This is a genomic window from Polaromonas sp. YR568, assembly GCF_943369415.1.
Lineage (GTDB): Bacteria > Pseudomonadota > Gammaproteobacteria > Burkholderiales > Burkholderiaceae_C > Polaromonas.
Genome location: NZ_CALRNF020000034.1, coordinates 46,370 through 72,597 on the forward strand (window position 1 = coordinate 46,370; position 26,228 = coordinate 72,597).

The following is a 26,228-nucleotide window of genomic DNA, read 5'->3' on the forward strand; positions in this document are numbered from 1 at the left end:
GCTATAATATTTGACTAGTCGGAGTGTGGCGCAGTCTGGTAGCGCACCTGGTTTGGGACCAGGGGGTCCAAGGTTCGAATCCTTGTACTCCGACCACAATTTCCCCCAAAAAGCCCACGCAAGTGGGCTTTTTCATGTCCGCCTTGCACGGCCGCGCCGCGCGGCGGATACGCCGCATAGGCGGGGTATGATGCGCGACGAGCCGGAAACGGCGGGCCCAACGCGCGCCTTGCCCCGGTTCCTGTACACACAAACTGCCCGTAGCTCAGTCGGATAGAGCATCAGCCTTCTAAGCTGAGGGTCGGGGGTTCGATCCCCTCCGGGCAGGCCAGTCAGCCGCGTCAAGCCACGCGCGCCCACACACCAGCGAACTTTGCTTACACGGCACTCCAGGGGCCGAGGTCTATATTGGCTGCTTCGGCCACGCGTCAATCACGCGTCTAAGGCCGTCAAGAACAAGGAGGCAAGCAAAAATGCCCAGACCCACCATGCTGCTGGTAGAGGACAACCCGGATCACGTGGAGCTCACCATGGTCACGCTGCAGGAAAACGGCGCGGACCACGAAATCATCGTCGCCCGCGACGGCATGGAAGCCCTTGATTACCTTTTCTGCGAAGGCGCTTACAGCGGCCGCCCGCACGACCAGCCGCCAGAACTGGTCATGCTGGACCTGGATCTGCCCGGCATCAGCGGGCTGGAGGTCATGCAGCGTATGCGGGGCGACCCGCGCACCTTTTTTGTTCCCGTCGTCATGCTGACTTCCTCGCCTGAAAGCTCCAAAGCGGTGATGGCGTTCAAAGGCGGGCTCAACAGCTACGTGCGCAAACCGCTGCACTACAGGGATTTTGAGGAAAAGCTGGAACAGCTCCGCGAATACTGGCGCACGTCCAACTTTGCGCCGCTGGTTAACCTGGGGTCTTGACCGCCCAGCCTGCCGGCCCGCAGGCCCGGCTCAGCGTTTTTCGTACTGCGTCTTGCCGAACAGCACTTCGCGCGCCTTGTCGTCGGTAATGGGCCTGCGCAAATCGGCCAGCACCTTGACGCCGCGCTGCACCGCAGGGCGTTCACCGATCAGGTCGAACCATTTTTTCAGGTGCGGGTAGTCGGCCCAGTCTATGCCGTGGTTTTCCCAGTTGCGCAGCCAGGGGAAGATGGCGATGTCGGCGATGCTGTATTCGTCGCAGGCGATGAATTTGCTGCCGGCCAGCTGCTTGTTCATCACGCCGTAAAGCCGCCTGGTTTCATTGGTGTAGCGATTGATGGCGTAGTCGATTTTTTCGGGCGCGTACTGGCGGAAATGGTGGGTCTGCCCGATCATGGGGCCGACGCCGCCCATCTGGAACATCAGCCACTGCAGCACCTGGAACTTGAGGCGGTCGGTTTTCGGCAGGAACTTGCCCGTCTTTGCTGCCAGGTAGAGCAGGATGGCGCCGGACTCGAACACGGAGATCGGCTTGCCGTCCGGTCCTGCCGGGTCGACCAGGGCAGGGATCTTGTTGTTCGGGCTGATGGCCAGGAATTCGGGCTTGAACTGGTCGCCGGTGCCGATGTTGACGGGAATGGCCTGCCAGTCGCGGCCCAGTTCCAGGCCGCATTCTTCGAGCATGATGTGGACTTTGTGGCCGTTGGGTGTGGGCCAGGAGTAAACATTGATCATTGGGACTTCCTTGATTAGTATGATGTTTGCTGCACTTTAAGAGAAAAGCAAAAACCATGTTCGAGCGCCTGAAGAAAGTCTTTGTCGCCGGTAAGGCGGATGCCGGTGACTCCGCCGCATCCGACGAAGCGGTGTCCGAATGGGCCGGAACCCGCGGCTTTTCCTTCACCGGCATGGGAAAGGGCAAGGGCTTCGCGCTCAAGGGCAGCGTGGGCAACAAACCCTGGAAGATGGAGCGGTCCCCGGCTTCGCGCGACTACATGCACGGCGAAGAGCTGCGCGCCCGGGGCGAAATCAAGGTCAATGACGACGTCACTGTCCTTGTCATGAACCGGGCCCTGAAGGACGCGCTGGAAAAAAAGGCCTACCAGGCCTACACCGACACCCTGCAAACCACCGCCGACCACAACATGCCGGAAGAAGTGCGCTGGCTGGCGATGTACCCGGAGGTCGGCTGGGAAAGCCTGCCCAAGCCGTTCTGGCAGCGCTACGCGGTGATGGCCGACCACCGCTCCCATGCGCTTGCCTGGCTGGATCCGCACCTGGTCGAGCTGATGCTGTCCTGGCCCGAGCCCTCACCCGACGCGCAGGTTCCTTTTATGTTGATGGTGCAGCGCGGCAAGGCCTATCTGCGCATGCAATACACCCCGGCCGACATGCCCACGCTGGAGCATGCCGCCCTGATCTTCACCACGGCCTGCGAATCGGCAATTGCCGGCCTCTCCAACGACATCACGCTGTAAGAGGCGTTCGCCTCGGGCAGCCTCAGCTGCCGCGCGTAATCGGCATCTCGACTTCGCCGGGCATCAAGAGGTGTTTGGCCAGCTCCAGCTTGGCCAGCGATGCGCGGTGCACCTCGTCCGGGCCGTCGGCCAGGCGCAGGGTACGCTGGCTGGCGTAGGCGTAAGCCAGCGGGAAATCGTCAGACACGCCGCCGCCGCCGTGGGCCTGGATGGCCCAGTCGATGATCTGGCAGGCCATGTTGGGCGCCACCACCTTGATCATCGCGATCTCGGCCTTGGCGACCTTGTTGCCCACGGTGTCCATCATGTAGGCGGCCTTGAGCGTCAGGAGGCGGGCCTGCTCGATCATGCAGCGGGCCTCGGCAATGCGCTCGTGCCAGACCGACTGGCTGGCGATCGGCTTGCCGAAGGCGACGCGGGTGTTCAGGCGCTTGCACATGAGCTCCAGCGCGCGCTCGGCAATGCCTATGCTGCGCATGCAGTGGTGGATGCGCCCGGGGCCGAGGCGGCCCTGGGCGATTTCAAAGCCACGGCCTTCGCCCAGCAGCAGGTTGGCGGCCGGCACGCGCACATTGGTCAGGCGCACCTCCATGTGGCCGTGCGGGGCGTCGTCGTAGCCGAACACCGAGAGCGGGCGCAGCACCTGGATGCCGGGCGCATTGGCGGGCACCAGGATCATCGATTGCTGCTCGTGGCGGCCGGCGTCGGGGTTGGTCTTGCCCATGACGATGTAGACGGCGCAGCGCGGGTCGCCCGCGCCGGAGGACCACCACTTCAGGCCGTTGAGCACGTAGTCGTCGCCGTCGCGTTCAATGCGGCACTGGATGTTGGTGGCGTCGGACGAGGCGACTTCCGGCTCGGTCATCAGGAAGGCCGAGCGGATCTCGCCCTTGAGCAGCGGGTCCAGCCACTGGTCCTTGTTGGACTCGGAGCCGTAGCGGGCAATGGTTTCCATGTTGCCGGTGTCGGGCGCCGAGCAGTTGAAGACCTCGGCCGCAAAAGGCACGCGGCCCATGATTTCGCACAGCGGCGCGTATTCGAGGTTGGACAGGCCTTCAGGCGCGCGCGGCGAGTGCGGCAGGAACAAATTCCACAGGCCGGCGGCGCGGGCTTTGGGCTTGAGCTCCTCGACCAGCGTGGTCGGCACCCAGGCATTGCCCTTGGCGCGGTTTTCGGCGATTTCGCGGAAGAAGCGGGCCTCGTTGGGGTAGACATGCTCGTCCATGAACTTGAGCAGGCGCGCCCGCAGTTCCTGTACTTTGGGGGTGTAGTTGAAGTCCATGAAATCTCCAGAAAAAGAGGTGAGGCGGCGTTGTTGTAGAGGCGGGCCGTTTTCAGCCCTGGCTTTTGAGGGCAAAGCCCCAGGCCATTTTTGCCAGCAGCGGCGCGCCGGCGGCCGAGCTGACGGCCTGCGCGCTGGAAGCGGTTCCGGCCTCGACCCGTTTGGCAATGCCTTGCAGAATGGCCGCGATGCGGAACAGGTTGTAGGCCATGTAGAAGTTCCAGTCGGCCTTGAGCGCCTCGGGCGTGGTGAGGCCGGTGCGCTCGCAATAACGGCGTATGTATTCCGATTCGGTGGGAATGCCCAGGCTTTCCACGTCCAGCCCGCCTATGCCGCGGAAGGCGCCGGGCGGGATGTGCCAGGCCATGCAGTGGTAGCTGAAGTCGGCCAGCGGATGGCCCAGCGTGGAGAGTTCCCAGTCCAGCACCGCCAGCACGCGCGGCTCGGTGGCGTGGAACAGCAGGTTGTCGAGGCGGAAGTCGCCGTGCACGATGGAGACCATGCTTTCGTCGCGCGCGCTGGCCGGGATGTTGGCCGGCAGCCATTGCATCAGGCTGTCCATCTCGGCGATGGGCTGGGTGATCGACGCGGAGTATTGTTTGCTCCAGCGGCCAATCTGGCGCTCAAAGTAGTTGCCGGGCTTGCCGTAGTCGGCCAGGCCCCGTTCGGCGAACTTCACCTTGTGCAGCGCGGCGACCACGCGGTTCATCTCGTCGTAGATCTCGCCGCGCTGGGTTTGGCTCATGCCGGGCAGGGACTGGTCCCAGAGCACGCGGCCCTCGACGAACTCCATGACGTAGAAGGCGCGCCCGATCACGGACTCATCCTCGCAAAGGCAATACATTTTGGGCACCGGCACGTCGGTGCCCTGCAGTCCCTGCATCACCTTGAATTCGCGTTCCACCGCATGCGCCGACGGCAGCAGTTTGGCAACAGGCCCTGGCTTGGCGCGCATCACATAAGCGGCGCCGGGTGTGATCAGCTTGTAGGTCGGGTTGGACTGGCCGCCCTTGAAGAGTTCTGCCGTCAGCGGGCCCTTGAAGCCGGGCAGGTGGCTGTCCAGGTAGGCGGTGAGGGCGCCGAGGTCAAAGGCGTGCGCACCGGAAACGGCCCGCGTGCCGATGAAGTGGTCGAAGTTGCTCATGCTGAAGGGCTTGTCTCTGTTTATTTTTGCTTGCTTATTTGTCGATTTCGGCTTCAGAGATGCGCATCAGGGTTTCGCGGTTGCGCACCACCAGGCCGCCCGGCTCTATGCGTATGGCTTCCTCGCGTTCCATGGACTTGAGTTCCTGGTTCACGCGCTGGCGCGAGGCGCCCAGCAACTGGGCCAACTCCTCCTGGGCCAGTTGCAGGCCTATGCGTACCTCGCCGCCGTCCGCCAGGCTGGGCACGCCGTAGCTGCGCACCAGGTGCAGCAACTGCTTGGCCAGGCGGGCGCGCAGGGGCAGGGTGTTGAGGTCTTCCACCAGGCCGAAGAGCTGCCGTATGCGGCGCGCATGCAGGCGCAACAGGGCTTCGTAGAGTTCGACGTGCTGTGTCAGGATCTTGCGCAGGTCGGCGCGCGAGACGCACAGCAAAGTGGTCTCGCCATGGGCATAAGAGTCGTGGGTGCGCCGCTCGCCGTCGAAGATCGCCACATCGCCCACCCAGAGGCCCGGCTCCACATAGGTCAGCGTGACCTGTTTGCCCGAAATCGAGGTCGAGCTGACGCGGATGGCACCGCGCGCGCAGGAAATCCATTCTTCCGGCACATCGCCGCGGGCGCTGATGAGTTCGCCGTCTTTGTAGCGTTTGACGTAGGCGCATCGAAGTATGTCGTGCCTCAGGGATGGGGACAGGGATGAAAACCAGCGGCCGTTGTTGATGGCCTCTCGTTCCTCTATCGTAAGAATGGGATCGTCCATGGTCTGTCTTTTGAGTGACTAACAAGACGTCCATTGTCGCTTGAGGGACCCGCCGGGCGCCAGCGGGCTGTCGCATGGGTGTCCCCTGGCCGTAGGCCGGGGAGAATAGTCGGGGCGGGCTGCGGCTGCCCGCCTCGCGGGGACGCGGCTACCGGTAGTGCGGCGTTCGCTTGTTCAGGAAAGCGTCTATGCCTTCGCCGGCATTGGCGTCGTGCAGGTTGCGCACGAAGTGTTCCTGCTCGCGGGCCAGTTGCTGGTTCAGCGTGTTGCCGGCCGCCTCATTGATGAGTTCCTTGATGCTGGCCAGCGCGTTCGGCGCGCGCGCATTGAGGTTGTCGGCCATTTGCAGGGCCTGTGCCAGCGCTTCGCCGGGGGCCGTGACGCGGTTGACCAGCCCGAGATCATGCAAGCGACGCGGGCCTATGCGTTCGCCGGCCATGAGCAGTTCGCTGGCCAGCGCGCGCGGCAAGGCCCGCGCCAGGGCCCAGCTGCCGCCGCCGTCAGGCGACAGCGCGACCGTGCTGTACGACATCACAAATACGGCGTTGTCCGCCGCCACAATGAAATCGCAGGCGAGCACCAGTGAAAAGCCCGCACCGGCAGCCGCGCCTTCAACGGCGGCAATCACCGGCTTGGGGTAGGTGCGTATCGAATCGATCCAGTTGTGCAGTCCTTCAATGCTCTGGGCCTGCACTTCAGGCGCTTCGCGGCGGTTGGCCTCCAGCCGCTGCAGGTTGCCGCCCGCACAGAAAATCGCGCCTTCACCGGTGATCACCACACTGCGGATGTCGGGATTGTTCTCGGCCGCGTTCAGCGCCTCAACGCCGGCGGCGTAGATATCGGGACCCAGGGCGTTCTTGAACTCCGGATTGCTGATCGTCAGGATAAGGGTCTGGCCCTCACTGGTACTCTTGATTGCGCCTGCCATGTCAATTTTTCCAATGTATCGAAAAGAGTAGTCGGCAGGGACCAAGTCCCCGTACAAATCCCCTGGCCAGTGGGGGCCGCGGAACTGGCTTCGCCAGGCCGCAGGCGCCGCCCCCTCGAGGGGGGAAAAGGCTACACGCAGTGAGCCTGGACGGGGGTGCTTCACTCCTCATGCATGAGGCTCAGGCCGATGGCGCCGCGGCGCCGCAGCCACGGGGAAGGGCGGTAGCGCTGGTCGCCGTAGACAGTCTGCATGTTGAACAGCACTTCCAGCACATTCGTGGGGCCGTAGCGGTCGCCCATGGCCAGCGGGCCAAGCGGATAGCCCAGCCCGAGGGTCACGGCGGTTTCCAGGTCTTTCGGGCTGCAAATCCCCTGCTGGCAAATGTCGCTGGCGATGTTGACGATGGCAGCCACGACGCGCTGTGTGACGAAGCCGCCGCTGTCGCGGATCACGCTGACGGCCTTGCCGTCGCGGGCAAACAGCGCATGGGCGGCGTCGCGCATGTCGCTGCGTGTGGCCGGGTTGGTGGCCAGCACGCGCCGCTTGGTCGCCGCGTCGTCGATCAGCATGTCGATGCCGACGGTGCGGGCCGGGTCCAGGCGCTCCACCACGGCGACTGTGGTGATGTCAAAACCCAGCGGCGCAACCAGCATCAGGGCCTGCGGCGATGCGGAGGCACCGGTTTCGATTTTGGCGCCCAGGTTTTTGAGCAGCTGCAGCAACTCCGAGCGGCGCGAGGCCCGGGGCGAGACCCAGACGGGCGGGAATTCGGCGACCTCCGGAACGGCCGGCTCCGCAGGCAGCTGCACGGCGCCGTCCACGTAGCGGTAAAAGCCTTCGCCGGTCTTGCGGCCCAGCACGCCGCCGGCCAGGCGCTGCGCCGTGATCACATTGGGGCGGTAGCGGGCTTCTTCGTAGTACTGGTGGTAGACCGACTCCATCACGGGGTGGGAGACGTCGAGCCCGGTCAGGTCCATCAGCTCGAAAGGGCCCAGCTTGAAACCGGCCTGGTCGCGCAGGATGCGGTCTATGGTGGCGAAGTCGGCGATGCCTTCACTGACGATGCGCAGCGCCTCGGTGTTGTAGCCCCGCCCTGCGTGGTTGACGATGAAGCCGGGGGTGTCCTGCGCCCGCACAGGCGTGTGGCCCATCTGCCTGGCATATTGGCTGAGGCTTTCGCACACTGCGGAGCTGGTCTTCAGGCCCGCGATCACTTCGACCACTTTCATCAGTGGAACAGGGTTGAAGAAGTGGTAGCCGGCCAGGCGGTCGGGGTGCTTGAGCGCGGCCGCGATGGCCGTGACCGACAGCGAAGATGTGTTGCTGGCCAGCACTGTGCTGGCGGGCACCAGCGCTTCGAGCTCGGCGAACAGCGCGCGCTTGACGTCCAGCCGCTCGACGATGGCCTCGATGACGAGGTCGCAACCGGCCAGGTCGGCGAGGGTGCCGGCGAGCTGGAGCCTGTCCTTGTGCCCGGCAGCCACAGTGGCATCGATGCGGCCTTTTTCCACCAGCTTGTCCCATTGGGCGCAGATGGCTTCGCGCGCCTTTTCGGCTGCTCCCGCCTGCGCGTCCATCAGCCTGACTATGCTGCCGGCCTGCGCCGCGATCTGCGCAATGCCGCGTCCCATCGCGCCAGTGCCAACTATTCCCACATTTGCAAAATTTACTTTCATGGCCGAATTATGGCTGAGCGTATTGCGTGAAGTCGCGTGGCAAAATTTGCGCACCCCATGAAATTTGCCGAGAAGTCGCTCAAACACCTGCTCGGCGTCTTGCTGATGGGGCTTGCCGCCAGCAGCATGGCTGCATCCCTGGGCCGCATTCGCGGCGCGGCCATCGTGGGACACCCGCTGGACCTTACCTTGTCCGTTCAACTGGACAGCTCCGAAAATCTTTCCTCGGTCTGCGTGGCCGCAGATGTATTTTTCGGCGACGGCCAGGTTTCCTCCGACAAAGTGCGCACCTTGGCCTCGCAAGGCTCCAACCCCACTGAAGTCCTGGTCCGCATCCGCGCCGCTTCCGTGGTTGACGAGCCGGTGGTGACGCTTTACGTGCGCGAAGGCTGCGTTCAGCAGTATTCGCGCAAATACGTATTGCTGGCGGAAATGCTGGGCAATAGCGCCGGTGCGGCTCCCGCGAGCCTTCCGCAAGCCGTAACGGCGCAGTTGCCGAATGTCACCGTTGACCGCGATGCCCGCGGCAAAGCGGGTGCGGCGAGCTCAAGACAGGCTGAGGTGGCAGCCCGGGCCGGGAAAGACTCCCGTGCCAAATCGGAAGGCCGGGCTTTGGACAGGAATGCTGAACCCCGCAGCAACGCCGCCATGGCTTCTTCCCTGGCTGCGCCGCCTGCCCGCACGGCCGGCAAATCGCCAAAAGCACAGGCGCGCTCGTCCCGCCCGCGCCTGCAGCTCGATCCCATTGACCTGGCGGCCGAACGTGATCCGGTGCTGAAGTCGTCGCCGGAATTGCTGACGTCGCCTTCCACCGATGCCCAGCAACGGTCTGTAGCCGCCGCGTTGTGGCAGGCCCTCAACGCCCAGCCGCAGGACGTGTTGCGCGACAACCAGCGGCTCAAGTCCCTGGAGTCCGACGTGGCCGGCATGCTGGCGCGAAGCCGCAAGACTGAGCAGGCTGTGACGGAACTGCGGGGCCAACTGGAGCAGGCGCGCCAGGAGCGCTACAGCAACTGGCTGGTCTATGCTTTGGGCGGTATCCTGGTGCTGGTGCTGCTGGCAGCCGGGTTCCTCTGGTGGCGCAGCCGCCAGCACGCGCTGCGCTTCGGCCATGGCGCCTGGTGGGATAAGGATGCGGGCGAGGACAGACTGAGCGGCTTTGAGAGCGGTTTTTCCACCGGCGCCGAGACAGTTTCCCGGTCTACGGGTGCTTCGACCCTCATGAGCCATGCGCTCAAGCCTGCCGTCGACCTGGATCTCGATGCTCTTCATCTTGAAAGCACGCACAGGTTGCCCGCCTCCAGCCTGGCGGTGCCGGCCCGGGCAGCTGAACCAGTTCAGGCGGGAGATCGCGCGGAGTTCCTGCCCAGCCTGGGCGGTTTCAGCGGCATGCCCCGCATCGTCAATGCCGAAGAGCTGTTTGACGTGCAGCAGCAGGCGGATTTTTTCCTCTCGCTGGGCAATACCGACAAGGCGGTGGAGGTGCTGCGTATGCACATCACGGACAACGTGGAGACCAGCGCGCTGGTCTACCTGGACCTGTTCGACCTCTATCACAGCCTCGGCCGCAAGGACGACTACGACGCGCTGCGCAAAGACTTCCACCGCATGTTCAATGCCCAGGTCCCCGCATTTGACGCCTATGCGACGGACACCCACGGCCTGGAGTTTTATGTGGCGGCCCTGACGCGCATCGAGGCGCTCTGGCCGACGCCCAAGGTGCTGGATGTCCTGGAGGAGTCCATCTTCCGCAAGCCCGATTCGCGAAGCGAGGTCTTCAGCCTTGCGGCTTACCGTGAGCTGCTGCTGCTTCACTCCATCGCCAAGAAGATCATCGCCCGGCCCGCGGGATTGGCGGAGAACCGCGGTGAACCGGCGACGGCTTCTGCGCTTGACGCCTTGACTGCCTTGCCGCGTACCACCAGCTTTGGCCCGACCAGCATCCAGCCCCTGTCTGCCCATTTCCAGGAAACGCTGCCGCCTCTTCCTGCCGTGCTACCGGCTCCCGCGCCTCTGGATGTGATACCCGCGCCCGACCTGACGCGGCCTCCTGTTTCGCCCAGGCTCGGCCTGGACATTGATTTGAGCCTGGAAGAGGGGGCATTACCGGTGCCGCGGTTGCTGCCTTCGGTCGCCGCGACCTATGCGCCCGCTGAGGCCGTCGAGTTGAGCAACCTGATTGAGTTCGACCTCGATATGCCTGTCACCGAACCCGTGCAGAAAGTCTAGAACGCCGGGCGGCGAGCCCGCCTTTCGGCACGGCAACCGGGGGCCATCTCAGCGCCGCACTTGCAGTGCGCCGGGATTGACGATGTTGGTGGGCGTGCCCTTGATGAAGTTGACCACGTTGTCGAAGGCCGCGCCGAAGTACAGCTCATAGCTGTCCTGCTCCACATAGCCGATATGCGGCGTACAGATGCAGTTTTCGAGGCGAAGCAGGGCATGGCCCTGCAGGATGGGCTCCGACTCGAAGACGTCGATGGCCGCCAGGCCGGGTCGCCCGCGATTGAGCGAAGCGATCAGCGCCTCGGGCTCTATCAGTTCGGCGCGCGAGGTGTTGACCAGCAAGGAGGTGGTCTTCATGCGCGACAGGTCTTCCAGCGTGACGATGCCGCGGGTTTCGTCGTTCAGGCGCAGGTGCAGGCTCAGCACGTCGCTTTGCTCAAAAAACTCGGCTTTGCTGCCGGCGATTTCATAGCCGTCGGCCTGGGCCCGTTCGCGCGAAGCGTCGCGGCCCCAGACGATGACCCGCATGCCGAAGGCCCGGCCGTAGCCGGCTACGATCTGCCCGATCTTTCCGTAGCTCCAGATACCCAGAGTCTTGCCTTTGAGGACGGAGCCTATGCCGAAATTGGGCGGCATGGAGGCCGACTTCAGGCCTGCCTGCTGCCAGGCGCCGTGCTTGAGGTGGGCCACGTAATGGGGAATGCGCCGCATGGCGGCCATCACCAGTGCCCAGGCCAGTTCAGCCGGCGCGGTCGGTGAGCCGGTGCCTTCGGCCACCGCGATGCCACGTTCGGTGCAGGCCGCAACGTCGACATGGCTGCCGACGCGACCTGTCTGCACGATCAGCTTGAGCTTGGGCAGCTTTTCAATGACTTGCCGGTTGAGTTGGGTCCGTTCCCGGATAAGGACGATGACGTCGGCATCTTTGAGCCGTACGGACAGCTGGCCTATGCCTTTGACGGTGTTGGTGTAGACCTTGGCAGGGTAGGCCTCCAGTTTGGCAGCGCAGTTCAGTTTTCGCACTGCGTCCTGGTAGTCGTCGAGGATCACAATATTCATGCCGATATTGTGCCTGCAAGATTTTTGTTCCTTGCGGGAAGGGCTACCCGAATGCGCGCATTTTGTATCGCCAGGAAACCTGCGGCGGCATTTCAGTCGTGGGTGTTGCAAACGCCTCCTGATCCCCTCCGCCCCTCAGTCGCAAAAATGTCGGCCCCGCAGAGGATGGAGGCCGGTTTCTTTACCGCAAGGAGGCCTCGCGCTGGGCCATGCGGTCCAGCTCAGCGCACACATCGGCCATGCGGCCGGAAATGACCATGCGGCCGGCGCAAGCCGGGCTGACATTGGCGTCGAACTCCCGCACGATGCGCAGGCGGCTGGGCGCGGGGCCTTTTGGCGTGGCCTTGCTTGTTTGCACGGACTCGCGGGGTGCTGTCGCAACGCCTGAGGCAAAAGGCAGGGCTAACTGGCCGGAAGCGCGCTGGGCGCGCGCAGGCGCCGAAAACCGGCCGGACCTGTCCTGCATAGGCACAAACCAGGCTGCCAGGGCCTGCACCGGGGCCAGCAGCACCGAGAGGATGGGTGAGTGTGAAAAACTGACGATTCCCATGATGAACTCCTGTATGAGAGAGGTTTACACAGGCAGGATTTCGGACCGGCAAACAGGCCGGCAGGGCCGCAGCACCAGGGTGTTGGCTACACAAGCCAAACGCCCGCCACCTGGTGCGTGGCCGGATCAGATGATTTACATCAGCATGGTGTTGCGGATCAAACCGACGGCCAGGCCTTCGAGTTCGAACGGTTCACCGGGCTCGACCACGATGGTCTTGAAGTCGGGGTTTTCGGGCAGGAGCTCGATCACGTTCTTGTTGCGGCGAAAGCGCTTGACGGTAACCTCATCGCCCAGGCGGGCTACGACGATCTGGCCGTTCTTGGCTTCCTTGGCCTGTTTGACGGCCAGCAGGTCGCCGTCCATGATGCCGACGTCGCGCATGCTCATGCCGCGAACCTTGAGCAGGTAGTCGGGCTGGCGCTGGAACAGGCTGCTCTCGAAATAATAGGTTTGCTCGATATGTTCCTGCGCGAGAATCGGGCTGCCAGCAGCAACCCGCCCTACCAAAGGTAGGGCGAGTTGGGCCAGGCTTTGCAACGGCAGGGAAAACTGTTTGGTGCGCGATTCGTTGATGGAGCGCAAGGTGTCGCCGCGAAGGCGTATGCCGCGGGAGGTACCACTGACGAGCTCGATGACGCCTTGGCGGGCCAGCGCCTGCAGGTGTTCTTCAGCGGCATTGGCGGACTTGAAGCCCAGTTCGTTGGCGATTTCGGCACGTGTGGGCGGTGCGCCGGTGCGGGCGATGGCGCTCTGGATCAACTCCAGGATTTGTTGCTGGCGCGCCGTGAGCTTGGGGCCTTCGGAGGGAAAATGCGGGAAATCGGCGAGGATGCTCATGGCGGGACTCCTTGTTCATCAAATCGTAAAAGGGGCGGGCCGGTGCCACTTGCCTTTTGCGACCTGTTTTAATATCCAGTAGCTGTATTTTCATCCAGTTTTTTAAAGATTGCAAGATCACTTTCCATGCCTCCTCAAAATATTGTGATTCTGGGCACCGGCGGCACGATTGCCGGCCGGGCCGCCAGTGCTTCGGACAACATCGGCTACACCGCCGCCCAGGTGGGTGTCGAGGAGTTGCTGGCCGCGATCCCGGCCCTGGCGCAAGCCGGTACCGTGCTCACCGAGCAGGTGGCGCAGCTCGACAGCAAGGACATGACTTTCGCCGTGTGGGCCAGGCTCGCCGCGCGCGTCAGCCATTACCTGGCGCAGCCCGATATCCAGGGCATCGTCATTACCCACGGCACCGACACGCTGGAGGAAACCGCCTTTTTCCTGCAGGCGCTGCTGGCCCCGGCCAAGCCCGTGGTGCTGACCTGCGCGATGCGCCCGGCCACGGCGCTTGTCCCCGACGGCCCGCAAAACCTGCTTGACGCGGTGGCCGTGGCGCGCCACGTGGGGGCACAGGGCGTGGTGGCGGTCTGTGCCGGCGTCATCCATGGGGCGGCGGATGTCCAAAAAGTGCATACCTACCGGCTGGACCCTTTCAGCTCGGGGGATGCCGGCCCGACAGGCTACGTGGAGGAGGGCAAGCTGAGACTGGTGCGCAATTGGCCGCAATCCCAGTCCGACCGCGCCCCTGCCGCAAAAATCATCGCAAGCCTGGCCGGTCCGGGCGCCGTGCCCCGTGTCGAAATCATCATGAACCATGCCGGCGCAGGCGGTGCCATCGTGCAGGCTTTGCGGGCACAGGGTATCCAGGGCTTGGTGGTGGCGGGGACTGGCAACGGCAGCCTGCACAAGGAGCTGGAGGCCGCCTTGCTCGCCGCCCAGGCGGCCGGCGTCAAGGTGATTCGCGCCAGCCGTTGCTTCAGCGGCCGCGTTCTGTCCACCCCGGCAGACACGATTCCTGATTCGCAGGGCCTGAGCGCGGTCAAGGCCCGCATAAGCCTGATCCTGCAATTGTTGGCCTGAGCTCTTCCCAAGCCGGCAGCGCAGCCTGCCCGTCACACGCATCTCCTCCCAATCCTGCATTTTGCCTCGGACACCTCATGAAAACCCCCTACGAACTCGGCAACCAGAACCAAACCACCACCTGGGAGGCCTGCATCCAGTTTTACGAAGCCCTGGCCCGGCGTTATCCCGCCGTGTTGCGGTTTTCGCAGATCGGTGTTTCCGACGCCGGGGTGCCCATCCACGCCGGCGTCGTGAGCGCCGACGGCGTGTTTGACCGCGAGCAGATCCAGAAGGCCGGGCGCCCCGTTTTTTTCAACAACAACGGCATACATCCCGGCGAGCCTGAAGGTATAGACGCCTGCATGGCGCTGGTGCGCGACCTGTGCCTGGAGCCCGAACGCCTGGCCGCGCTGGGCGGCACGGTCTACCTTTTCATCCCCGTCTACAACGTCGACGGCAGCTGCAACCGCGGCGATACCAGCCGGGTGAACCAGGACGGGCCGGAAGCCTTCGGCTTTCGCGGCAACAGCCTGCACCTGGACCTGAACCGCGACTTCATCAAGTGCGACAGCCTCAATGCGCAGCTGTTCAACCGCTTCTTCACGGCCTGGGACCCGGACGTGATGGTCGACACCCACACCTCCAACGGCGCGGACTACAGCTACACGATGACCTTGATCCACACCCAGGCCGACAAGCTGGGCGGCGGGCTGGGCGCTTTCCTGCGAGGCAGCATGCTGCCGGCGATTTACCAGGGCATGGAGGAGCGCGGCTGGCCCACCTGCCCTTATGTGAATACCGTTCATGTGAGCCCGGACCAGGGCATTGCCGACTTCCTAGAGGTGCCGCGGTTTTCCACGGGCTATGCGGCGCTGAACCACACCATAGGCTTCATGCCCGAAACCCATATGCTCAAGCCGTTCAAGGACCGCTACGAGTCCACGCGCGCACTGCTGGACGTGACGCTGGCCTTCACGGTCGCGAACGCGCCGGCGATACAGTCGCTGCGGCGGCAGGCCCGGCAGCCGGCGGGCAGGACCCATTGGCCTGTCCGCTGGAAGGTCGACGAAGCCCGCCGCTCCAGCCTGCGCTTCAAGGGCTACACCGCGACCTACTCGCCCAGCCTGCTGGGCGACTACCAGCGCCTGGCCTACGACAGGTCGCAGCCCTGGGAACGCGAGATCGATTACTTCACGCACTTTGCCGAGGAGACGCTGGTGCCCGCGCCCGTGGCCTACGTCATCCCGCAAGCCTGGCGCGCCGTGGTCGAGCGCCTGGACTGGAACGGCGTGAAGATGGAGCGCCTGGGCACGGCACGCTCGGTGCAGGCCCAGGTCAGCCGTATCAAGAGCGTTCAAAGCCGCCCTGGTGCGTATGAAGGCCACATGTTCCATGACGAGGTGGCGCTGGAAACAAGCCAGCAAACCGTCGAGCTGCAGGCTGGCGACTGGTGGCTTCCGCTGGACCAGGACAAGGCTCGCTATGCCGTCGAAACCCTGGAGCCGCAGGCGCACGACAGCTTCTTCCGCTGGGGATTTTTCAACAGCATCCTGGAGAGAAAGCAGCACTTCTCGGACTACGTGTTTGAAGACATGGCGTTGCAGCTGCTCAAGGATGAGCCTGGGTTGCGCGCGGGCTTTGATATGTGGAAGGCCGCCAACCCCCATCTGCTGTCGGACCAGCAGCAGGTCCTGGGCTTTATTTTCGAGAACTGCGCGCGTTATGCCGAGCCGGAGTGGCGCCGCTACCCGGTGCTGTCGATTTTTTAATCGCCCACAAAAAAGCCGCCCTGAAGACGGCTTTTTTGCGAGTGCGGAGGCTGCTTAAGCGGCAAGAGCCTCGAAGGCCCGCGCGGTGATCTGGTCGACCGTGCCCATGCCGCTGATGGCGCGGTATTTGGGCGCCGCGTCGGGCGCCACCTTGGCCCAGCCGGAGTAGTAGTCCACCAGCGGGCGGGTCTGGGCGCTGTAGACCTCCAGCCGCTTGCGCACGGTTTCTTCCTTGTCGTCTTCGCGCTGGATCAGCGGCTCGCCGGTCACGTCGTCCAGGCCTTCGACCTTGGGCGGGTTGAACTTGACGTGGTAGGTGCGGCCCGACGCGGGGTGCGAGCGGCGTCCGCTCATGCGCTCGATGATGGCTTCAAAAGGCACGTCGATTTCCAGCACATAGTCGAGCTTGACGCCCGCCGACTTCATTGCATCGGCCTGCGGAATGGTGCGCGGAAAGCCGTCGAACAGAAAACCCTTGGCGCAGTCGGGCTGGGCGATGCGTTCTTTCACCAGATTGATGATCAGGTCGTCGCTGACCAGTGCGCCGGCATCCATGATTTTTTTGGCTTCAATGCCCAGCGGGGTTCCGGCCTTGACGGCAGCGCGCAGCATGTCGCCGGTGGAAATCTGGGGGATGCCGTACTTCTGGCAAATGAAGGTCGCTTGCGTCCCTTTGCCCGCGCCAGGCGCGCCCAACAAAATCAGTCTCATGGATGTATGTCCTCGGATTTTTATGAATTCGTGAAGTCAACCCCGGGGCCGGCGAGCCGCCACCTGCCGGGGTTGCTTGGGACAGGTGTGGAGGGCTGCCAGAACGTCCTGCAGGCCTCCCACTTGCGTTTCTCCCAAGGATAGCATGCACCCCTGACAGCACCTTACAGGAAAGGGCTTCCCGGCGGGGACTTTCCCTCAGGAAAACAGCTTGCGCGCGCGCGCCAGGTCTTCGGCCGTGTCGACGCCCGGGCCCGGCGCGTCGTCGGTGATGTGCACGGCGATGCGGTGGCCGTGCCAGAGGGCGCGGAGCTGCTCCAACTGCTCCAGCTGCTCCAGCGGCGCCTGGGGAAGGCGGGGGAACTCGCGCAGAAAGCCCACCCGGTAGCCGTAGATGCCGACATGCCGAAGCGGCTTGGGCAGCTTGCTGCCGGCCTCCCACCAGGCCTGGCCGGCGAAGTCGCGGCCCGCCGGAATCGGCGAGCGGCTGAAGTAGAGCGCGGTATGGCGGGCGTCCAGCACGACCTTGACCACGTTCGGGTTCTGCAGGTCCGCCAACTGGTCTATGGAGTGCGCGGCCGTGCTCATGGCGCAGTCGGGCCGCTCGTTGAGCAGGCGCGCCACGGCGTTGATCAGCGCCGGGTCTATCAGCGGCTCATCCCCCTGTACGTTCACCACGATGTCTTCATCGGCCAGGCCGAGTACGCCGCACGCCTCGGCCAGCCGGTCGCTGCCGCTGGGATGGTCCGCGCGGGTCAGCACGGCCTTGACGCCGAAGGACGCGCATTTCTCGATGATTTCGTTGCTGTCGGTTGCGACGACGGTGCGCAAGGCCGCGCTTTGCATGGCGCGCTGCGCCACGCGCACGACCATGGGGGCGCCGCCTATGTCGGCCAGCGGTTTGTTGGGCAGGCGGGTGGAGGCAAGCCGGGCGGGGATCAGGACGGTGAAGCTCACAGGCCCAGCTCTTCGTCGGTCAGGGTGCGTGCTTCGCTTTCCAGCAGCACCGGCAGGCCGTCGCGCACGGGGTAGGCCAGCCGGGCGCTGCGGGAGACGAGTTCCTGTTTTTCCCGGTCGTAGTCGAGCGGGCCTTTGGTCACGGGGCAGACCAGCAGTTCAAGCAATTTGGTGTCCATGCGTCGATGGTAATGGAGAAAGCCGTGGCGCCAGCAGTGCGTCGAAGGCGTCGAAAAAGGCCGGCTCCGGGGAAAACACCAGGGGCACGGCCAGCACATTCAGCCCGGCTGCGGCCGGCATGGCAAACAGCTTGACGGCGTCCTTCTCGGTGCACAGCACGGTCCGCCCTTGCAGGCCGGCCAGGTCCGCCTCGGTGAATGCGTGGTGGTCGGGCAGGGCGATGGCGGTTTCCAGCGTCAGGCCGAGATCACTCAACATCCCGAAAAACGCCTGCGGATTCGCGATGCCCGCCAATGCCGTGACCGGCCGGCCCCGCAAGCCGGCCAGTGCAAGCTGGCTGCCGGAGGACGACCAGGCATCGTCGGCCAGGTGCCGGCGGGAGGTGAAGCCGTCGAAAGCGGGCTTTGAGCCGGTGTGCAACACCAAGTCCAGGCCCTGGTGTTTGCGTTCGGGCCAGGGTTCGCGCAGCGGGCCCGCCGGCAGCAACCAGCCGTTGCCCGTGCCGCGGTCGTCGAACGCGGCGATCTCGATGTCGCGTTGCAAGGCGTAATGCTGCAGGCCGTCGTCGCAGATCACCACCGCGGTGCCGGGATGCACGGCCAGCAAGGCCCGCAGGGCATCGGTGCGCCGGTCGGCAACAAATACGGGTACGCCCGTCATGCGCTGGATCAGGGCAGGCTCATCACCGGTTTGTGCAAGCGGGGAGCCGGCGCTGACCTCGACACAGCCCGTGCCGGAGCGCCCATAGCCGCGCGACACCACGCCCACCGCCACATGCTGCGCCTGCAAGTGCCGGACGAGCGCGATCACCAGGGGGGTTTTGCCGGCGCCCCCGGCGATCACATTGCCGACCACCACGACAGGGACGGGGAAGCGCTCGGAGCGCAGAGTCCCGCGGCGGTACAAAGCCCGGCGCAGGCGAACGACCAGGCCGTAGAGCTGCGACAGCGGCCAGAGCAGGCATGCCAGCGCCCCGCGTGTGAGCCAGGCTTTCTGCAGAAGGTGTTTCACGCGCTGGCGGCCATTTCGCGGGGAAGGGCGGCTGTGGGCGTCAAGCTGGCGGGGCTATTTCGCCCCGGCCATGGCGGCGCTCTGGGTGGCAAATGTGATCTGCGTGAGGCCCTGGCGGCGTGCCGCCTCCATGACGGTGATGACCGCCTGGTGCGTGGCGCTGGCATCGGCGCTGATGATGATGACGCTTTCCTTGCCGGCCTTGGCCGCCGCAGCCAGCGCCGCGCCCAGCACATCGATGCCGCGGCCTTCGACCAGGGTCTTGTTGACCATGTAGCGGCCGTCGCTGCTCACTGCAACGATGACTTCCTTGGGGTAGTCGCGCTGCTGCTCGGCATCGGCGATCGGCAGCTTGACCTGAAGTTCGGTGAACTTGCTGTAAGTGGTGGACAGCATCAGGAATATCAGCACCACGAGCAGCACGTCGATGAAGGGGATCAGGTTGATCTCCGGCTCGTCGTGGGGGTGAGGGCGGAAGTTCATTTGCGCAGGGTGTTGAGGTGGCGGACAAAGCGCTCGGCGGCCAGTTCCATGTTCAGCAGGTAGCCGTCCACCCGGGCCCTGAAGTAGCGCCAGAAGATCAGCGAGGGAATCGCCACCATCAGGCCGAAGGCCGTGTTGTAAAGGGCGATTGAAATGCCTTGTGCCAGCTGCGCCGGGTTGCCGCCGCCGGGCGCGCCGCCCATGCCGCCACCGCCACCCTGGGAGCCGAAGATTTCAATCATGCCGATCACGGTACCCAGCAGGCCCAGCAGTGGGGCGGCGGAGGCAATCGTTGCCAGGGCCGCGAGGTAGCGCTCCAGCTTGTGCGCCGCCTTGCGGCCGGCGCCTTCCATGATGGAGCGCAGGTCATCCTCGCTGATGCGTGGATTGGTGTTCAGCGCGCGAAAGCCGCTGGCCAGCACTTCGCCGAGCACCGAGTTCTGCTCCAGTTGCGCCACGACGTCGGGCGAGGGAATGGAGGCGCGGGAGACGGTGATGGCCTCGTCAAGCAGCTTGGGGGGCGCGACTTTGCGGATTTTGAGGCTGGTAAAGCGCTCGATAACCAGGGCGAGAGCCAGGATGGAACAGGCAACCAGGGGCCAGATCGGCCAGCCCGCGGCTTGTATGATCGAAAACAATGCACATCTCCAAGCAGATAATTTGTGGTGGATTATGGCTTACGGATACTGCGGCACCGCATGATTGCGGCACATCACGCATGAATGATTTCAAGATGCTGTTTTTGTCAGACATAGCCCACAGAAGTTGTGGATAACTTTGTGAGCAAGTAAGGGCGATGCGTCCGCCAAGCCGCGCCAAATCGTCGATATGACAAAACGATGAAATTTTGAGCAGAATTAAGTTATTCAAAATCAATGAGTTACACGAAGTCATCGCGTCGTCCGCAGGAAACCGGCTCTTTCGCCCACGCAGGACGGCGCTCTGTGGAGTACTGCCCTTGCAAAATCAAGGGGTTTAGCCATGTTTGAGCCGTCGGCTCGTCCCGAGAGGCCGATTGCCGCGGGACGCGAGGTGGGTGTGCGTATCTGGCCCGTGGGCTCCTTGCTGCGCGCGATTGCGGACAGCCTGGAGGCGCGTTTCAACCCTGTCGCCGTGCAGGGCGAGATCAGCGGTTTCTCAAGGGCCGCCAGCGGGCATTGCTACTTTTCGCTCAAGGACGAGCAGGGGCAGATCCGCTGCGCGATGTTCCGGCGCGCGGCCGGCTTGCTGGATTTCGCCCCACGCGACGGCCAGTTGGTGGAGTTGCGCGGCCGCCTGGGTGTTTATGAGCCGCGCGGCGAGTTGCAACTGGTGGTCGAATCCATGCGGCAGGCCGGGCAGGGCAACCTGTTCGAGCAATTCCTGCAGCTCAAAGCCAAGCTGGAGGCCGAGGGCCTGTTCGAGTCGGGCCGAAAACGCCCCTTGCCACTGTTGCCGCGCGCGATCGGTGTGGTCACCTCGCTGGGTGCTGCGGCCCTCCATGACGTCGTGAGCGCGTTGCAGCGCCGCGTGCCGCATATTCCGGTGGTGATCTACCCGGCCAGCGTGCAGGGCGGCCAGGCCGCGGGCGAGTTGCGCGATGCTTTGAACAAGGCTTACCAAAGACGCGGCCAGGACCGGGTCGATGTCTTGCTGCTGGTGCGCGGAGGCGGCGCCATGGAGGACCTGTGGGCCTTTAACGACGAACAACTCGCGCGCACCATTGTGGCCTCGCCGGTGCCGGTGGTCAGCGGCGTGGGCCATGAAACCGACTTCACCATCGCCGATTTTTGCGCCGACCTGCGCGCGCCCACGCCCACGGCCGCGGCCGAGCTCTGCGCGCAGCCGCAAAGCGTCTGGTTGAGTGCGCTGGACCTGGCCCTGTCGCGCCTGCAAAACGGCGTGGACCGGCAAATGCAGTCGCACAACCAGCGCCTGGACTGGGCGGCGTCCCGGGTCAGCCGTCCTTCCCATCTCGTGACGCGCCAGCATGCCCGTCTGGCCGGCTTGGGGCAAAGCCTGAACCACGCTGTCCGTTCGGCCTTGCGGCATGAGCAACTCAAGCTGCAGTCCCTGGCGAGCGACTTCCCGCGCGAAGTGCAGGGCAGCCTGCAGCGGGGCCGGCAGCGAGTGGAACGCGCGCAGCTGCGCCTTGAGTTGCTGGACCCGAAACTGGTACTCCAACGCGGTTATGCCTGGCTGGCCGACCTGCAGGGGCAGCCCATCACCAGCCCGGACAAGACCCATGAGGGCCAGCCGGTGCGCGCTACCCTTGCGGGCGGCGAGGTCGATTTGACCGTTTCTGCGCGCCGCCTGATTTAGTTTTTACAATGGCCCGGACAGCGTCACCACCGTTCAATAAAAGTTTATTCATCACCACGAGGAAAAAATCATGGAACACAAGCTCCCACCACTCCCTTACCCGATCGACGCCCTGGCGCCGCATTACAGCCAGGAAGCGTTTGAATACCACCACGGCAAGCACCACAATGCTTATGTGGTGAACCTCAACAACCTGCAAAAAGGCACCGAGTTCGAATCCATGACGCTCGAAGAGATCGTCAAGAAATCCAGCGGCGGCGTCTACAACAACGCGGCCCAGATCTGGAACCACACCTTCTTCTGGAACTGCATGAAGCCCGCCGGCGGCGGCGAACCCGGCGGCGCGCTGGCAGCGGCCATCAACGCCAAGTTTGGTTCCTACGCGGCCTTCAAGGAAGCTTTTGTCAAATCGGCTGTCGGCAACTTCGGCTCCGGCTGGACCTGGCTGGTCAAGAAAGCCGACGGCACGGTGGACATCGTCAACACCGGCCCTGCCGGCACCCCTCTCACTACGGCCGACAAGGCCTTGCTGACGGTCGACGTCTGGGAACACGCCTACTACATCGACTACCGCAACCTGCGTCCCAAGTTTGTTGAAACCTTCCTGTCCAACCTGGTCAACTGGGGTTTCGCGGAAGCCAATTTCGCCTGAGTGACACGTCCGGCGCGCTCGCGCCCGTAAAAAAGCCGACTTGAAGTCGGCTTTTTTGTTCTCGGGCGGGCGGAAATATCAGCGTTTGGCCTCAAACATCGGGCCGCCCAGCTTGCTGCCGGCCTTGATGCCTTTTTTGACGAACCAGCCTTTGTTCATCTCCAGCACATAACGCACCGGCTGGGCCGAGCAATGGGCATCCGTGGTTTGCGGCTTCATGTCGGCCAGGTTCACGATGGTTCCGTCGTCCGCCACAAAGGCCGCGGTCAGGGGCAGCAGGGTGTTTTTCATCCAGAAGCATTGCTGGGTGGCCTGCTCGAACACGAAGATCATGCCTTCCTGCTGGGGCATCTCCTTGCGGAACATCAGGCCGGTCTGCCGCTGCTCCGGCGTGAAGGCCACCTGTGCATCAATCAGGTGCATGCCCGCCGACAGCTTGACGCGCTGCAGGTTCATCTGGGGCGCATCCTGGGCCGAAGCGCAGATCGGCAAGAGCAGGGCGGCCAGGGCTAAGGCGCCGAATGCCTTGCCGAAAGACAGGGGGCCGGGTTTTGAAAACATAGAGTCACCACGCATGAAGTTGATCCGCCAGCATAAACGACGCGCATAAAAAATGCCCGCACGCGGCGGGCATTCTGACCGAAGTCACCAGGAATTACTTCTTGGCTTCAGCTTTCTTGGCATCAGCCTTTGCTTTTTTTGCAGCGGCGGCTTCGGCCTTCTTGGCGGCGGCGGCTTCAGCTTTTGCTTTCTTTTCAGCAGCGGCTTTTTCTTTCTTGGCGGCCTTGGCTGCGGCTTTTTCTTCCTTGGTCATCTTGGCTGGCTTGGCAGCTGGGGTAGCAGCAGGAGCAGCGGCGGCGGCTGGTGCGGCAGCAGCAGGAGCGGAAGCCGGCTTGGCGGCAGGGGCTTGTGCGTATGCACCAACGGCGAAGAGGCCAGCGATCAGAGCAGCGAGGATTTTGTTCATTTGGAATTTCCTTGAATAGCGTTATTGGAAAAAATACCCCGAACTTCTCGGAGGCCCTACCGTAACGGAGCCCGTTCACAAGCCGTTGACAGATGTCCCCAAATTCTTTTGCCTAATGGTTTTACGGCTAGAATTTAGGGGTTTTTACCTAAACTGCTACGCGGCGTGCTCTCGACGCCCCAGCGCTCACCGGAGACTTCCCTACATGTACCAGCACATCAAAGTGCCTTCCCAAGGCCAGAAAATCACTGTCAACGCCGACAACTCCCTGAACGTGCCTGACGAACCCGTCATTCCGTTCATCGAAGGCGATGGCACCGGCGCCGACATCACGCCGGTCATGTTGAAAGTGGTTGATGCTGCTGTTGCCAAGGCCTACGGCGGCAAGAAGAAGATCCACTGGATGGAAGTGTTCGCCGGTGAAAAATCCACCAAGGTCTACGGCCCGGACGTCTGGCTGCCCGAAGAAACCCTGCACGCCGTGCGCGACTACGTTGTTTCGATCAAGGGCCCGCTGACCACGCCCGTGGGCGGCGGCATCCGCAGCCTGAACGTCGCGCTGCGCCAGGAACTGGACCTCTACGTCTGCCTGCGTCCCATCCAGTACTTCAAGGGCGTGCCTTCGCCCGTGAAAGAACCTGAAAAGACCCACATGGTCATCTTCCGCGAGAACTCGGAAGACATCTACGCCGGTATCGAGTTCGAATCCGGCAGCGACAAGGCCAAAAAGCTCATCAAGTTCCTGCAGGACGAGATGGGTGTCAAGAAGATCCGCTTCCCGAACACTTCCGGCATCGGCATCAAGCCGGTTTCCAGCGAAGGCACCGAACGCCTGGTGCGCAAGGCCATCCAGTACGCCATCGACAACGACAAGCCTAGCGTGACCATCGTGCACAAGGGCAACATCATGAAGTTCACCGAAGGCGGCTTCCGTGACTGGGCTTACGCCCTGGCCAAGAAGGAATTCGGCGCGGTCGAAATCGACGGCGGCCCATGGATGAAGTTCAAGAACCCGAAGACCGGCAAGGAAATCACCATCAAGGACAGCATCGCCGATGCCTTCCTGCAGCAGATCCTGCTGCGTCCCGCTGAATACAGCGTGATCGCCACCCTGAACCTGAACGGCGACTATGTCTCCGACGCGCTGGCTGCCCAGGTCGGCGGCATCGGCATTGCCCCCGGCGCCAACCTGAGCGACACCGTCGCGATGTTTGAAGCCACCCACGGCACGGCGCCCAAGTACGCCGGCAAGGACTACGTCAATCCCGGCTCCGAGATCCTCTCGGCCGAGATGATGCTGCGCCACATGGGCTGGACCGAAGCGGCCGACCTGATCATCAGCTCGATGGAAAAATCCCTCGACTCCAAGAAGGTCACCTATGACTTCGCGCGTCTCATGGAAGGCGCCACGCAGGTCAGCTGCTCCGGTTTCGGCCAGGTCATGATCGACCACATGTAAAGCAGGCCCAGCCTTCTATTTTGAAACCGCCCGGGAGCAATCCCGCGGCGGTTTTTTCATGTCCGCGAAATAAGCAGAAAATCACGCTTGAATGTCGCGTTCCCGCCACCAATTTCCCTATCAGGCGCACTGGACTACATCGGTGGCTAGAATGAAATCCATGGCAACCAAGTCTCCCAAAACCCCCAACACTCCGGCGCAGCCTCCAGTGCCCGCCGTCAGGCCGGACAACGGCAATGGAGGGGAGTCGGTCGTTCTGGAGCGCCGGCCGCAAAAAACCAAGCCGCCGCAGATGTACCAGGTGGTGCTGCTCAACGACGATTACACCCCCATGGAGTTCGTGGTGGTGGTGATCCAGGAGTTTTTCAACAAGGACCGGGAAACCGCCACGCAGATCATGCTGAAGATCCACCTGGACGGCAAAGGCGTCTGCGGGGTCTTCTCCAAGGACGTGGCTGCCACCAAGGTCGACCAGGTGACCGAAGCCGCCCGCAAGAACGGCCATCCGCTGCAGTGCGTCAGCGAGCCCATTGAATAATCGCGAATCCGGCCAATATTCGAGCTATAAGTCAGTTAAGTTAACCCAGCAAGCCGAAAGGAAGATCAATGATTGCCCAGGAATTAGAAGTCAGCTTGCACATGGCGTTTGTCGAGGCGCGCCAGCAGCGCCACGAGTTCATCACCGTTGAGCACCTCCTGCTTGCCTTGCTGGACAACCCCAGTGCCGCCGAAGTGCTGCGCGCGTGCTCCGCGAATGTCGATGATTTGCGCAAGTCGCTTGCCAACTTCATCAAGGACAACACCCCGCAGGTGGCGGGCACCGATGACGTCGACACGCAACCCACGCTGGGCTTCCAGCGCGTGATCCAGCGCGCCATCATGCACGTGCAGTCCACCGGCAACGGCAAGAAGGAAGTCACCGGCGCCAACGTGCTGGTCGCCATCTTCGGCGAAAAAGACTCGCACGCCGTGTACTACCTCCACCAGCAGGGCGTCACCCGCCTTGACGTGGTGAATTTCATCGCGCACGGCATCAAGAAGAGCGACCCGCCCGAGCCCGCCAAGGCCGGCGAGAGCGCGGCCGAGAACGAAGAGGGCGGCGAGAAGAATGAAAAAGCTTCCCCGCTCGAGCAGTTCACCGTCAACCTCAACCAGCTCGCCAAGGAAGGCAAGATCGATCCGCTGATCGGCCGCCAGTACGAGGTCGAGCGCGTCATCCAGATCCTCTGCCGCCGCCGCAAGAACAACCCGTTGCTGGTCGGCGAGGCCGGCGTGGGCAAGACCGCCATCGCCGAGGGTCTGGCCTGGCGCATCACGCAAAAAGACGTGCCCGAGATCCTGGCCGAAGCCAACGTGTATTCGCTCGACATGGGCGCCCTGCTTGCGGGCACCAAGTACCGCGGCGACTTCGAGCAGCGCCTCAAGGGCGTCTTGAAGGCGTTGAAGGACAAGCCCAACGGCATCCTCTTCATCGACGAAATCCATACCCTGATCGGTGCCGGTGCGGCCTCGGGCGGCACGCTGGACGCGTCCAACCTGCTCAAGCCCGCGCTCAGCTCGGGCCAGCTCAAGTGCATTGGCGCGACCACCTTCACCGAATACCGCGGCATCTTCGAAAAAGACGCGGCCCTGTCGCGCCGCTTCCAGAAGGTCGACGTGGTCGAACCCACCGTGCAGGAGACCGTGGACATCCTCAAGGGCCTGAAGTCGCGCTTTGAAGAGCACCACAGCGTCAAGTACGCCATGGCGGCACTGCAGGCCGCGGCCGAGCTCAGCGCCAAGTACATCAACGACCGCCACCTGCCCGACAAGG

The 26,228-nt window shown here is 63.5% G+C and carries 27 protein-coding genes and 2 tRNA genes; 12 read left to right on the forward strand and 17 right to left on the reverse strand.

What is annotated here, in order from left to right; genetic code table 11:
- Window positions 1-19: 19 nt before the first annotated feature.
- From ACLV74_RS19800 to ACLV74_RS19810, 3 genes are all read left to right on the forward strand, one after another.
- A tRNA-Pro gene (locus tag ACLV74_RS19800) sits at window positions 20-96 on the forward strand.
- Between the two features lie 158 nt (window positions 97-254).
- Window positions 255-331, forward strand: a tRNA-Arg gene (locus tag ACLV74_RS19805).
- 142 nt (window positions 332-473) lie between these two features.
- Complete coding sequence (locus tag ACLV74_RS19810; protein ID WP_411881132.1) at window positions 474-923, forward strand: response regulator; 450 nt, start codon at window positions 474-476, stop codon at window positions 921-923.
- 30 nt (window positions 924-953) lie between these two features.
- On the opposite strand, the gene ACLV74_RS19815 is transcribed toward ACLV74_RS19810, so the two are convergent.
- Window positions 954-1,658, reverse strand: a complete 705-nt coding sequence (locus tag ACLV74_RS19815; RefSeq protein WP_411881133.1) for a glutathione binding-like protein — start codon at window positions 1,656-1,658, stop codon at window positions 954-956.
- Window positions 1,659-1,714: 56 nt separating this feature from the next.
- Between ACLV74_RS19815 and ACLV74_RS19820 the strand changes: the two genes are divergently transcribed.
- On the forward strand, window positions 1,715-2,401 hold the full coding sequence (locus ACLV74_RS19820; RefSeq protein WP_411881134.1) for a hypothetical protein: 687 nt from the start codon (window positions 1,715-1,717) through the stop codon (window positions 2,399-2,401).
- Window positions 2,402-2,423: 22 nt separating this feature from the next.
- Here the strand turns inward: ACLV74_RS19820 and ACLV74_RS19825 are convergent, their stop codons facing one another.
- The 5 genes from ACLV74_RS19825 to ACLV74_RS19845 form a co-directional block, all read right to left on the reverse strand.
- Window positions 2,424-3,683: an acyl-CoA dehydrogenase family protein gene (locus ACLV74_RS19825; protein ID WP_411881135.1), complete on the reverse strand. Its 1,260-nt coding sequence runs from the start codon at window positions 3,681-3,683 to the stop codon at window positions 2,424-2,426.
- Between the two features lie 52 nt (window positions 3,684-3,735).
- Complete coding sequence (locus ACLV74_RS19830) at window positions 3,736-4,827, reverse strand: phosphotransferase family protein (protein WP_411881136.1); 1,092 nt, start codon at window positions 4,825-4,827, stop codon at window positions 3,736-3,738.
- Window positions 4,828-4,861: 34 nt separating this feature from the next.
- Entirely contained in the window at window positions 4,862-5,587 is a 726-nt protein-coding gene (locus tag ACLV74_RS19835) for a Crp/Fnr family transcriptional regulator (RefSeq protein WP_411881137.1), read from the reverse strand.
- Window positions 5,588-5,735: 148 nt separating this feature from the next.
- Window positions 5,736-6,515, reverse strand: coding sequence for an oxepin-CoA hydrolase, alternative type (locus tag ACLV74_RS19840; RefSeq protein WP_411881138.1), 780 nt, complete (start codon window positions 6,513-6,515; stop codon window positions 5,736-5,738).
- Window positions 6,516-6,676: 161 nt separating this feature from the next.
- A complete protein-coding gene (locus ACLV74_RS19845) occupies window positions 6,677-8,194 on the reverse strand; it encodes a 3-hydroxyacyl-CoA dehydrogenase (RefSeq protein WP_411881139.1) in 1,518 nt (505 codons plus the stop codon).
- Window positions 8,195-8,251: 57 nt separating this feature from the next.
- Between ACLV74_RS19845 and ACLV74_RS19850 the strand changes: the two genes are divergently transcribed.
- Window positions 8,252-10,423, forward strand: coding sequence for a hypothetical protein (locus ACLV74_RS19850; RefSeq protein WP_411881140.1), 2,172 nt, complete (start codon window positions 8,252-8,254; stop codon window positions 10,421-10,423).
- Window positions 10,424-10,471: 48 nt separating this feature from the next.
- Here ACLV74_RS19850 and ACLV74_RS19855 read toward each other — a convergent pair whose 3' ends face one another.
- The 3 genes from ACLV74_RS19855 to lexA all read right to left on the reverse strand — a co-directional run bounded on the left by ACLV74_RS19855 (window position 10,472) and on the right by lexA (window position 12,869).
- Complete coding sequence (locus ACLV74_RS19855; protein ID WP_411881141.1) at window positions 10,472-11,479, reverse strand: D-2-hydroxyacid dehydrogenase family protein; 1,008 nt, start codon at window positions 11,477-11,479, stop codon at window positions 10,472-10,474.
- Window positions 11,480-11,660: 181 nt separating this feature from the next.
- Entirely contained in the window at window positions 11,661-12,029 is a 369-nt protein-coding gene (locus tag ACLV74_RS19860) for a hypothetical protein (RefSeq protein ID WP_411881142.1), read from the reverse strand.
- A 135-nt stretch (window positions 12,030-12,164) separates the two neighbouring features.
- Entirely contained in the window at window positions 12,165-12,869 is a 705-nt protein-coding gene (lexA, locus tag ACLV74_RS19865) for a transcriptional repressor LexA (protein ID WP_411881143.1), read from the reverse strand.
- A 126-nt stretch (window positions 12,870-12,995) separates the two neighbouring features.
- Between lexA and ACLV74_RS19870 the strand changes: the two genes are divergently transcribed.
- On the forward strand, window positions 12,996-13,943 hold the full coding sequence (locus ACLV74_RS19870; RefSeq protein ID WP_411881144.1) for an asparaginase: 948 nt from the start codon (window positions 12,996-12,998) through the stop codon (window positions 13,941-13,943).
- A 77-nt stretch (window positions 13,944-14,020) separates the two neighbouring features.
- Window positions 14,021-15,694 carry a M14 family zinc carboxypeptidase gene (locus ACLV74_RS19875; RefSeq protein ID WP_411881145.1) on the forward strand — a complete coding sequence of 558 codons (1,674 nt, stop codon included), beginning with the start codon at window positions 14,021-14,023 and terminating at the stop codon, window positions 15,692-15,694.
- 54 nt (window positions 15,695-15,748) lie between these two features.
- On the opposite strand, the gene adk is transcribed toward ACLV74_RS19875, so the two are convergent.
- From adk to ACLV74_RS19905, 6 genes are all read right to left on the reverse strand, one after another.
- Window positions 15,749-16,405: an adenylate kinase gene (adk, locus tag ACLV74_RS19880; protein WP_411881146.1), complete on the reverse strand. Its 657-nt coding sequence runs from the start codon at window positions 16,403-16,405 to the stop codon at window positions 15,749-15,751.
- A gap of 198 nt (window positions 16,406-16,603) precedes the next feature.
- A complete protein-coding gene (gene kdsB / locus ACLV74_RS19885; protein WP_411881147.1) occupies window positions 16,604-17,362 on the reverse strand; it encodes a 3-deoxy-manno-octulosonate cytidylyltransferase in 759 nt (252 codons plus the stop codon).
- Window positions 17,359-17,541: a Trm112 family protein gene (locus tag ACLV74_RS19890; protein ID WP_122956562.1), complete on the reverse strand. Its 183-nt coding sequence runs from the start codon at window positions 17,539-17,541 to the stop codon at window positions 17,359-17,361. Before ACLV74_RS19890 ends, kdsB begins: the two co-directional genes overlap by 4 nt.
- Window positions 17,522-18,553, reverse strand: coding sequence for a tetraacyldisaccharide 4'-kinase (gene lpxK, locus ACLV74_RS19895; RefSeq protein WP_411881148.1), 1,032 nt, complete (start codon window positions 18,551-18,553; stop codon window positions 17,522-17,524). The genes ACLV74_RS19890 and lpxK overlap by 20 nt, the downstream gene beginning before the upstream one ends.
- Window positions 18,554-18,607: 54 nt before the next feature.
- On the reverse strand, window positions 18,608-19,036 hold the full coding sequence (locus ACLV74_RS19900; protein ID WP_411881149.1) for an ExbD/TolR family protein: 429 nt from the start codon (window positions 19,034-19,036) through the stop codon (window positions 18,608-18,610).
- On the reverse strand, window positions 19,033-19,674 hold the full coding sequence (locus ACLV74_RS19905) for a MotA/TolQ/ExbB proton channel family protein (protein ID WP_411881150.1): 642 nt from the start codon (window positions 19,672-19,674) through the stop codon (window positions 19,033-19,035). The genes ACLV74_RS19900 and ACLV74_RS19905 overlap by 4 nt, the downstream gene beginning before the upstream one ends.
- Window positions 19,675-20,017: 343 nt before the next feature.
- Between ACLV74_RS19905 and xseA the strand changes: the two genes are divergently transcribed.
- Window positions 20,018-21,337, forward strand: coding sequence for an exodeoxyribonuclease VII large subunit (xseA, locus tag ACLV74_RS19910; protein ID WP_411881151.1), 1,320 nt, complete (start codon window positions 20,018-20,020; stop codon window positions 21,335-21,337).
- A gap of 70 nt (window positions 21,338-21,407) precedes the next feature.
- On the forward strand, window positions 21,408-21,989 hold the full coding sequence (locus ACLV74_RS19915) for a Fe-Mn family superoxide dismutase (protein WP_411881152.1): 582 nt from the start codon (window positions 21,408-21,410) through the stop codon (window positions 21,987-21,989).
- Window positions 21,990-22,067: 78 nt separating this feature from the next.
- Here the strand turns inward: ACLV74_RS19915 and ACLV74_RS19920 are convergent, their stop codons facing one another.
- Together ACLV74_RS19920 and ACLV74_RS19925 are read right to left on the reverse strand one after the other, a co-directional pair.
- Window positions 22,068-22,550, reverse strand: coding sequence for a DUF192 domain-containing protein (locus ACLV74_RS19920; RefSeq protein WP_411881153.1), 483 nt, complete (start codon window positions 22,548-22,550; stop codon window positions 22,068-22,070).
- Between the two features lie 94 nt (window positions 22,551-22,644).
- The gene (locus ACLV74_RS19925) at window positions 22,645-22,956 is read right to left on the reverse strand and encodes a cell envelope biogenesis protein TolA (RefSeq protein ID WP_411881154.1); all 312 of its coding nucleotides are present in this window, start codon (window positions 22,954-22,956) and stop codon (window positions 22,645-22,647) included.
- A gap of 205 nt (window positions 22,957-23,161) precedes the next feature.
- Here ACLV74_RS19925 and icd point away from each other — a divergent pair, with 205 nt between their 5' ends.
- From icd to ACLV74_RS19940, 3 genes are all read left to right on the forward strand, one after another.
- A complete protein-coding gene (gene icd, locus ACLV74_RS19930) occupies window positions 23,162-24,415 on the forward strand; it encodes an NADP-dependent isocitrate dehydrogenase (RefSeq protein ID WP_411881155.1) in 1,254 nt (417 codons plus the stop codon).
- A gap of 160 nt (window positions 24,416-24,575) precedes the next feature.
- Entirely contained in the window at window positions 24,576-24,953 is a 378-nt protein-coding gene (gene clpS, locus ACLV74_RS19935; RefSeq protein WP_411881156.1) for an ATP-dependent Clp protease adapter ClpS, read from the forward strand.
- Between the two features lie 68 nt (window positions 24,954-25,021).
- Window positions 25,022-26,228 (forward strand): Clp protease N-terminal domain-containing protein (locus ACLV74_RS19940; RefSeq protein WP_411881157.1); only part of this gene is annotated, 1,207 nt, incomplete at its 3' end.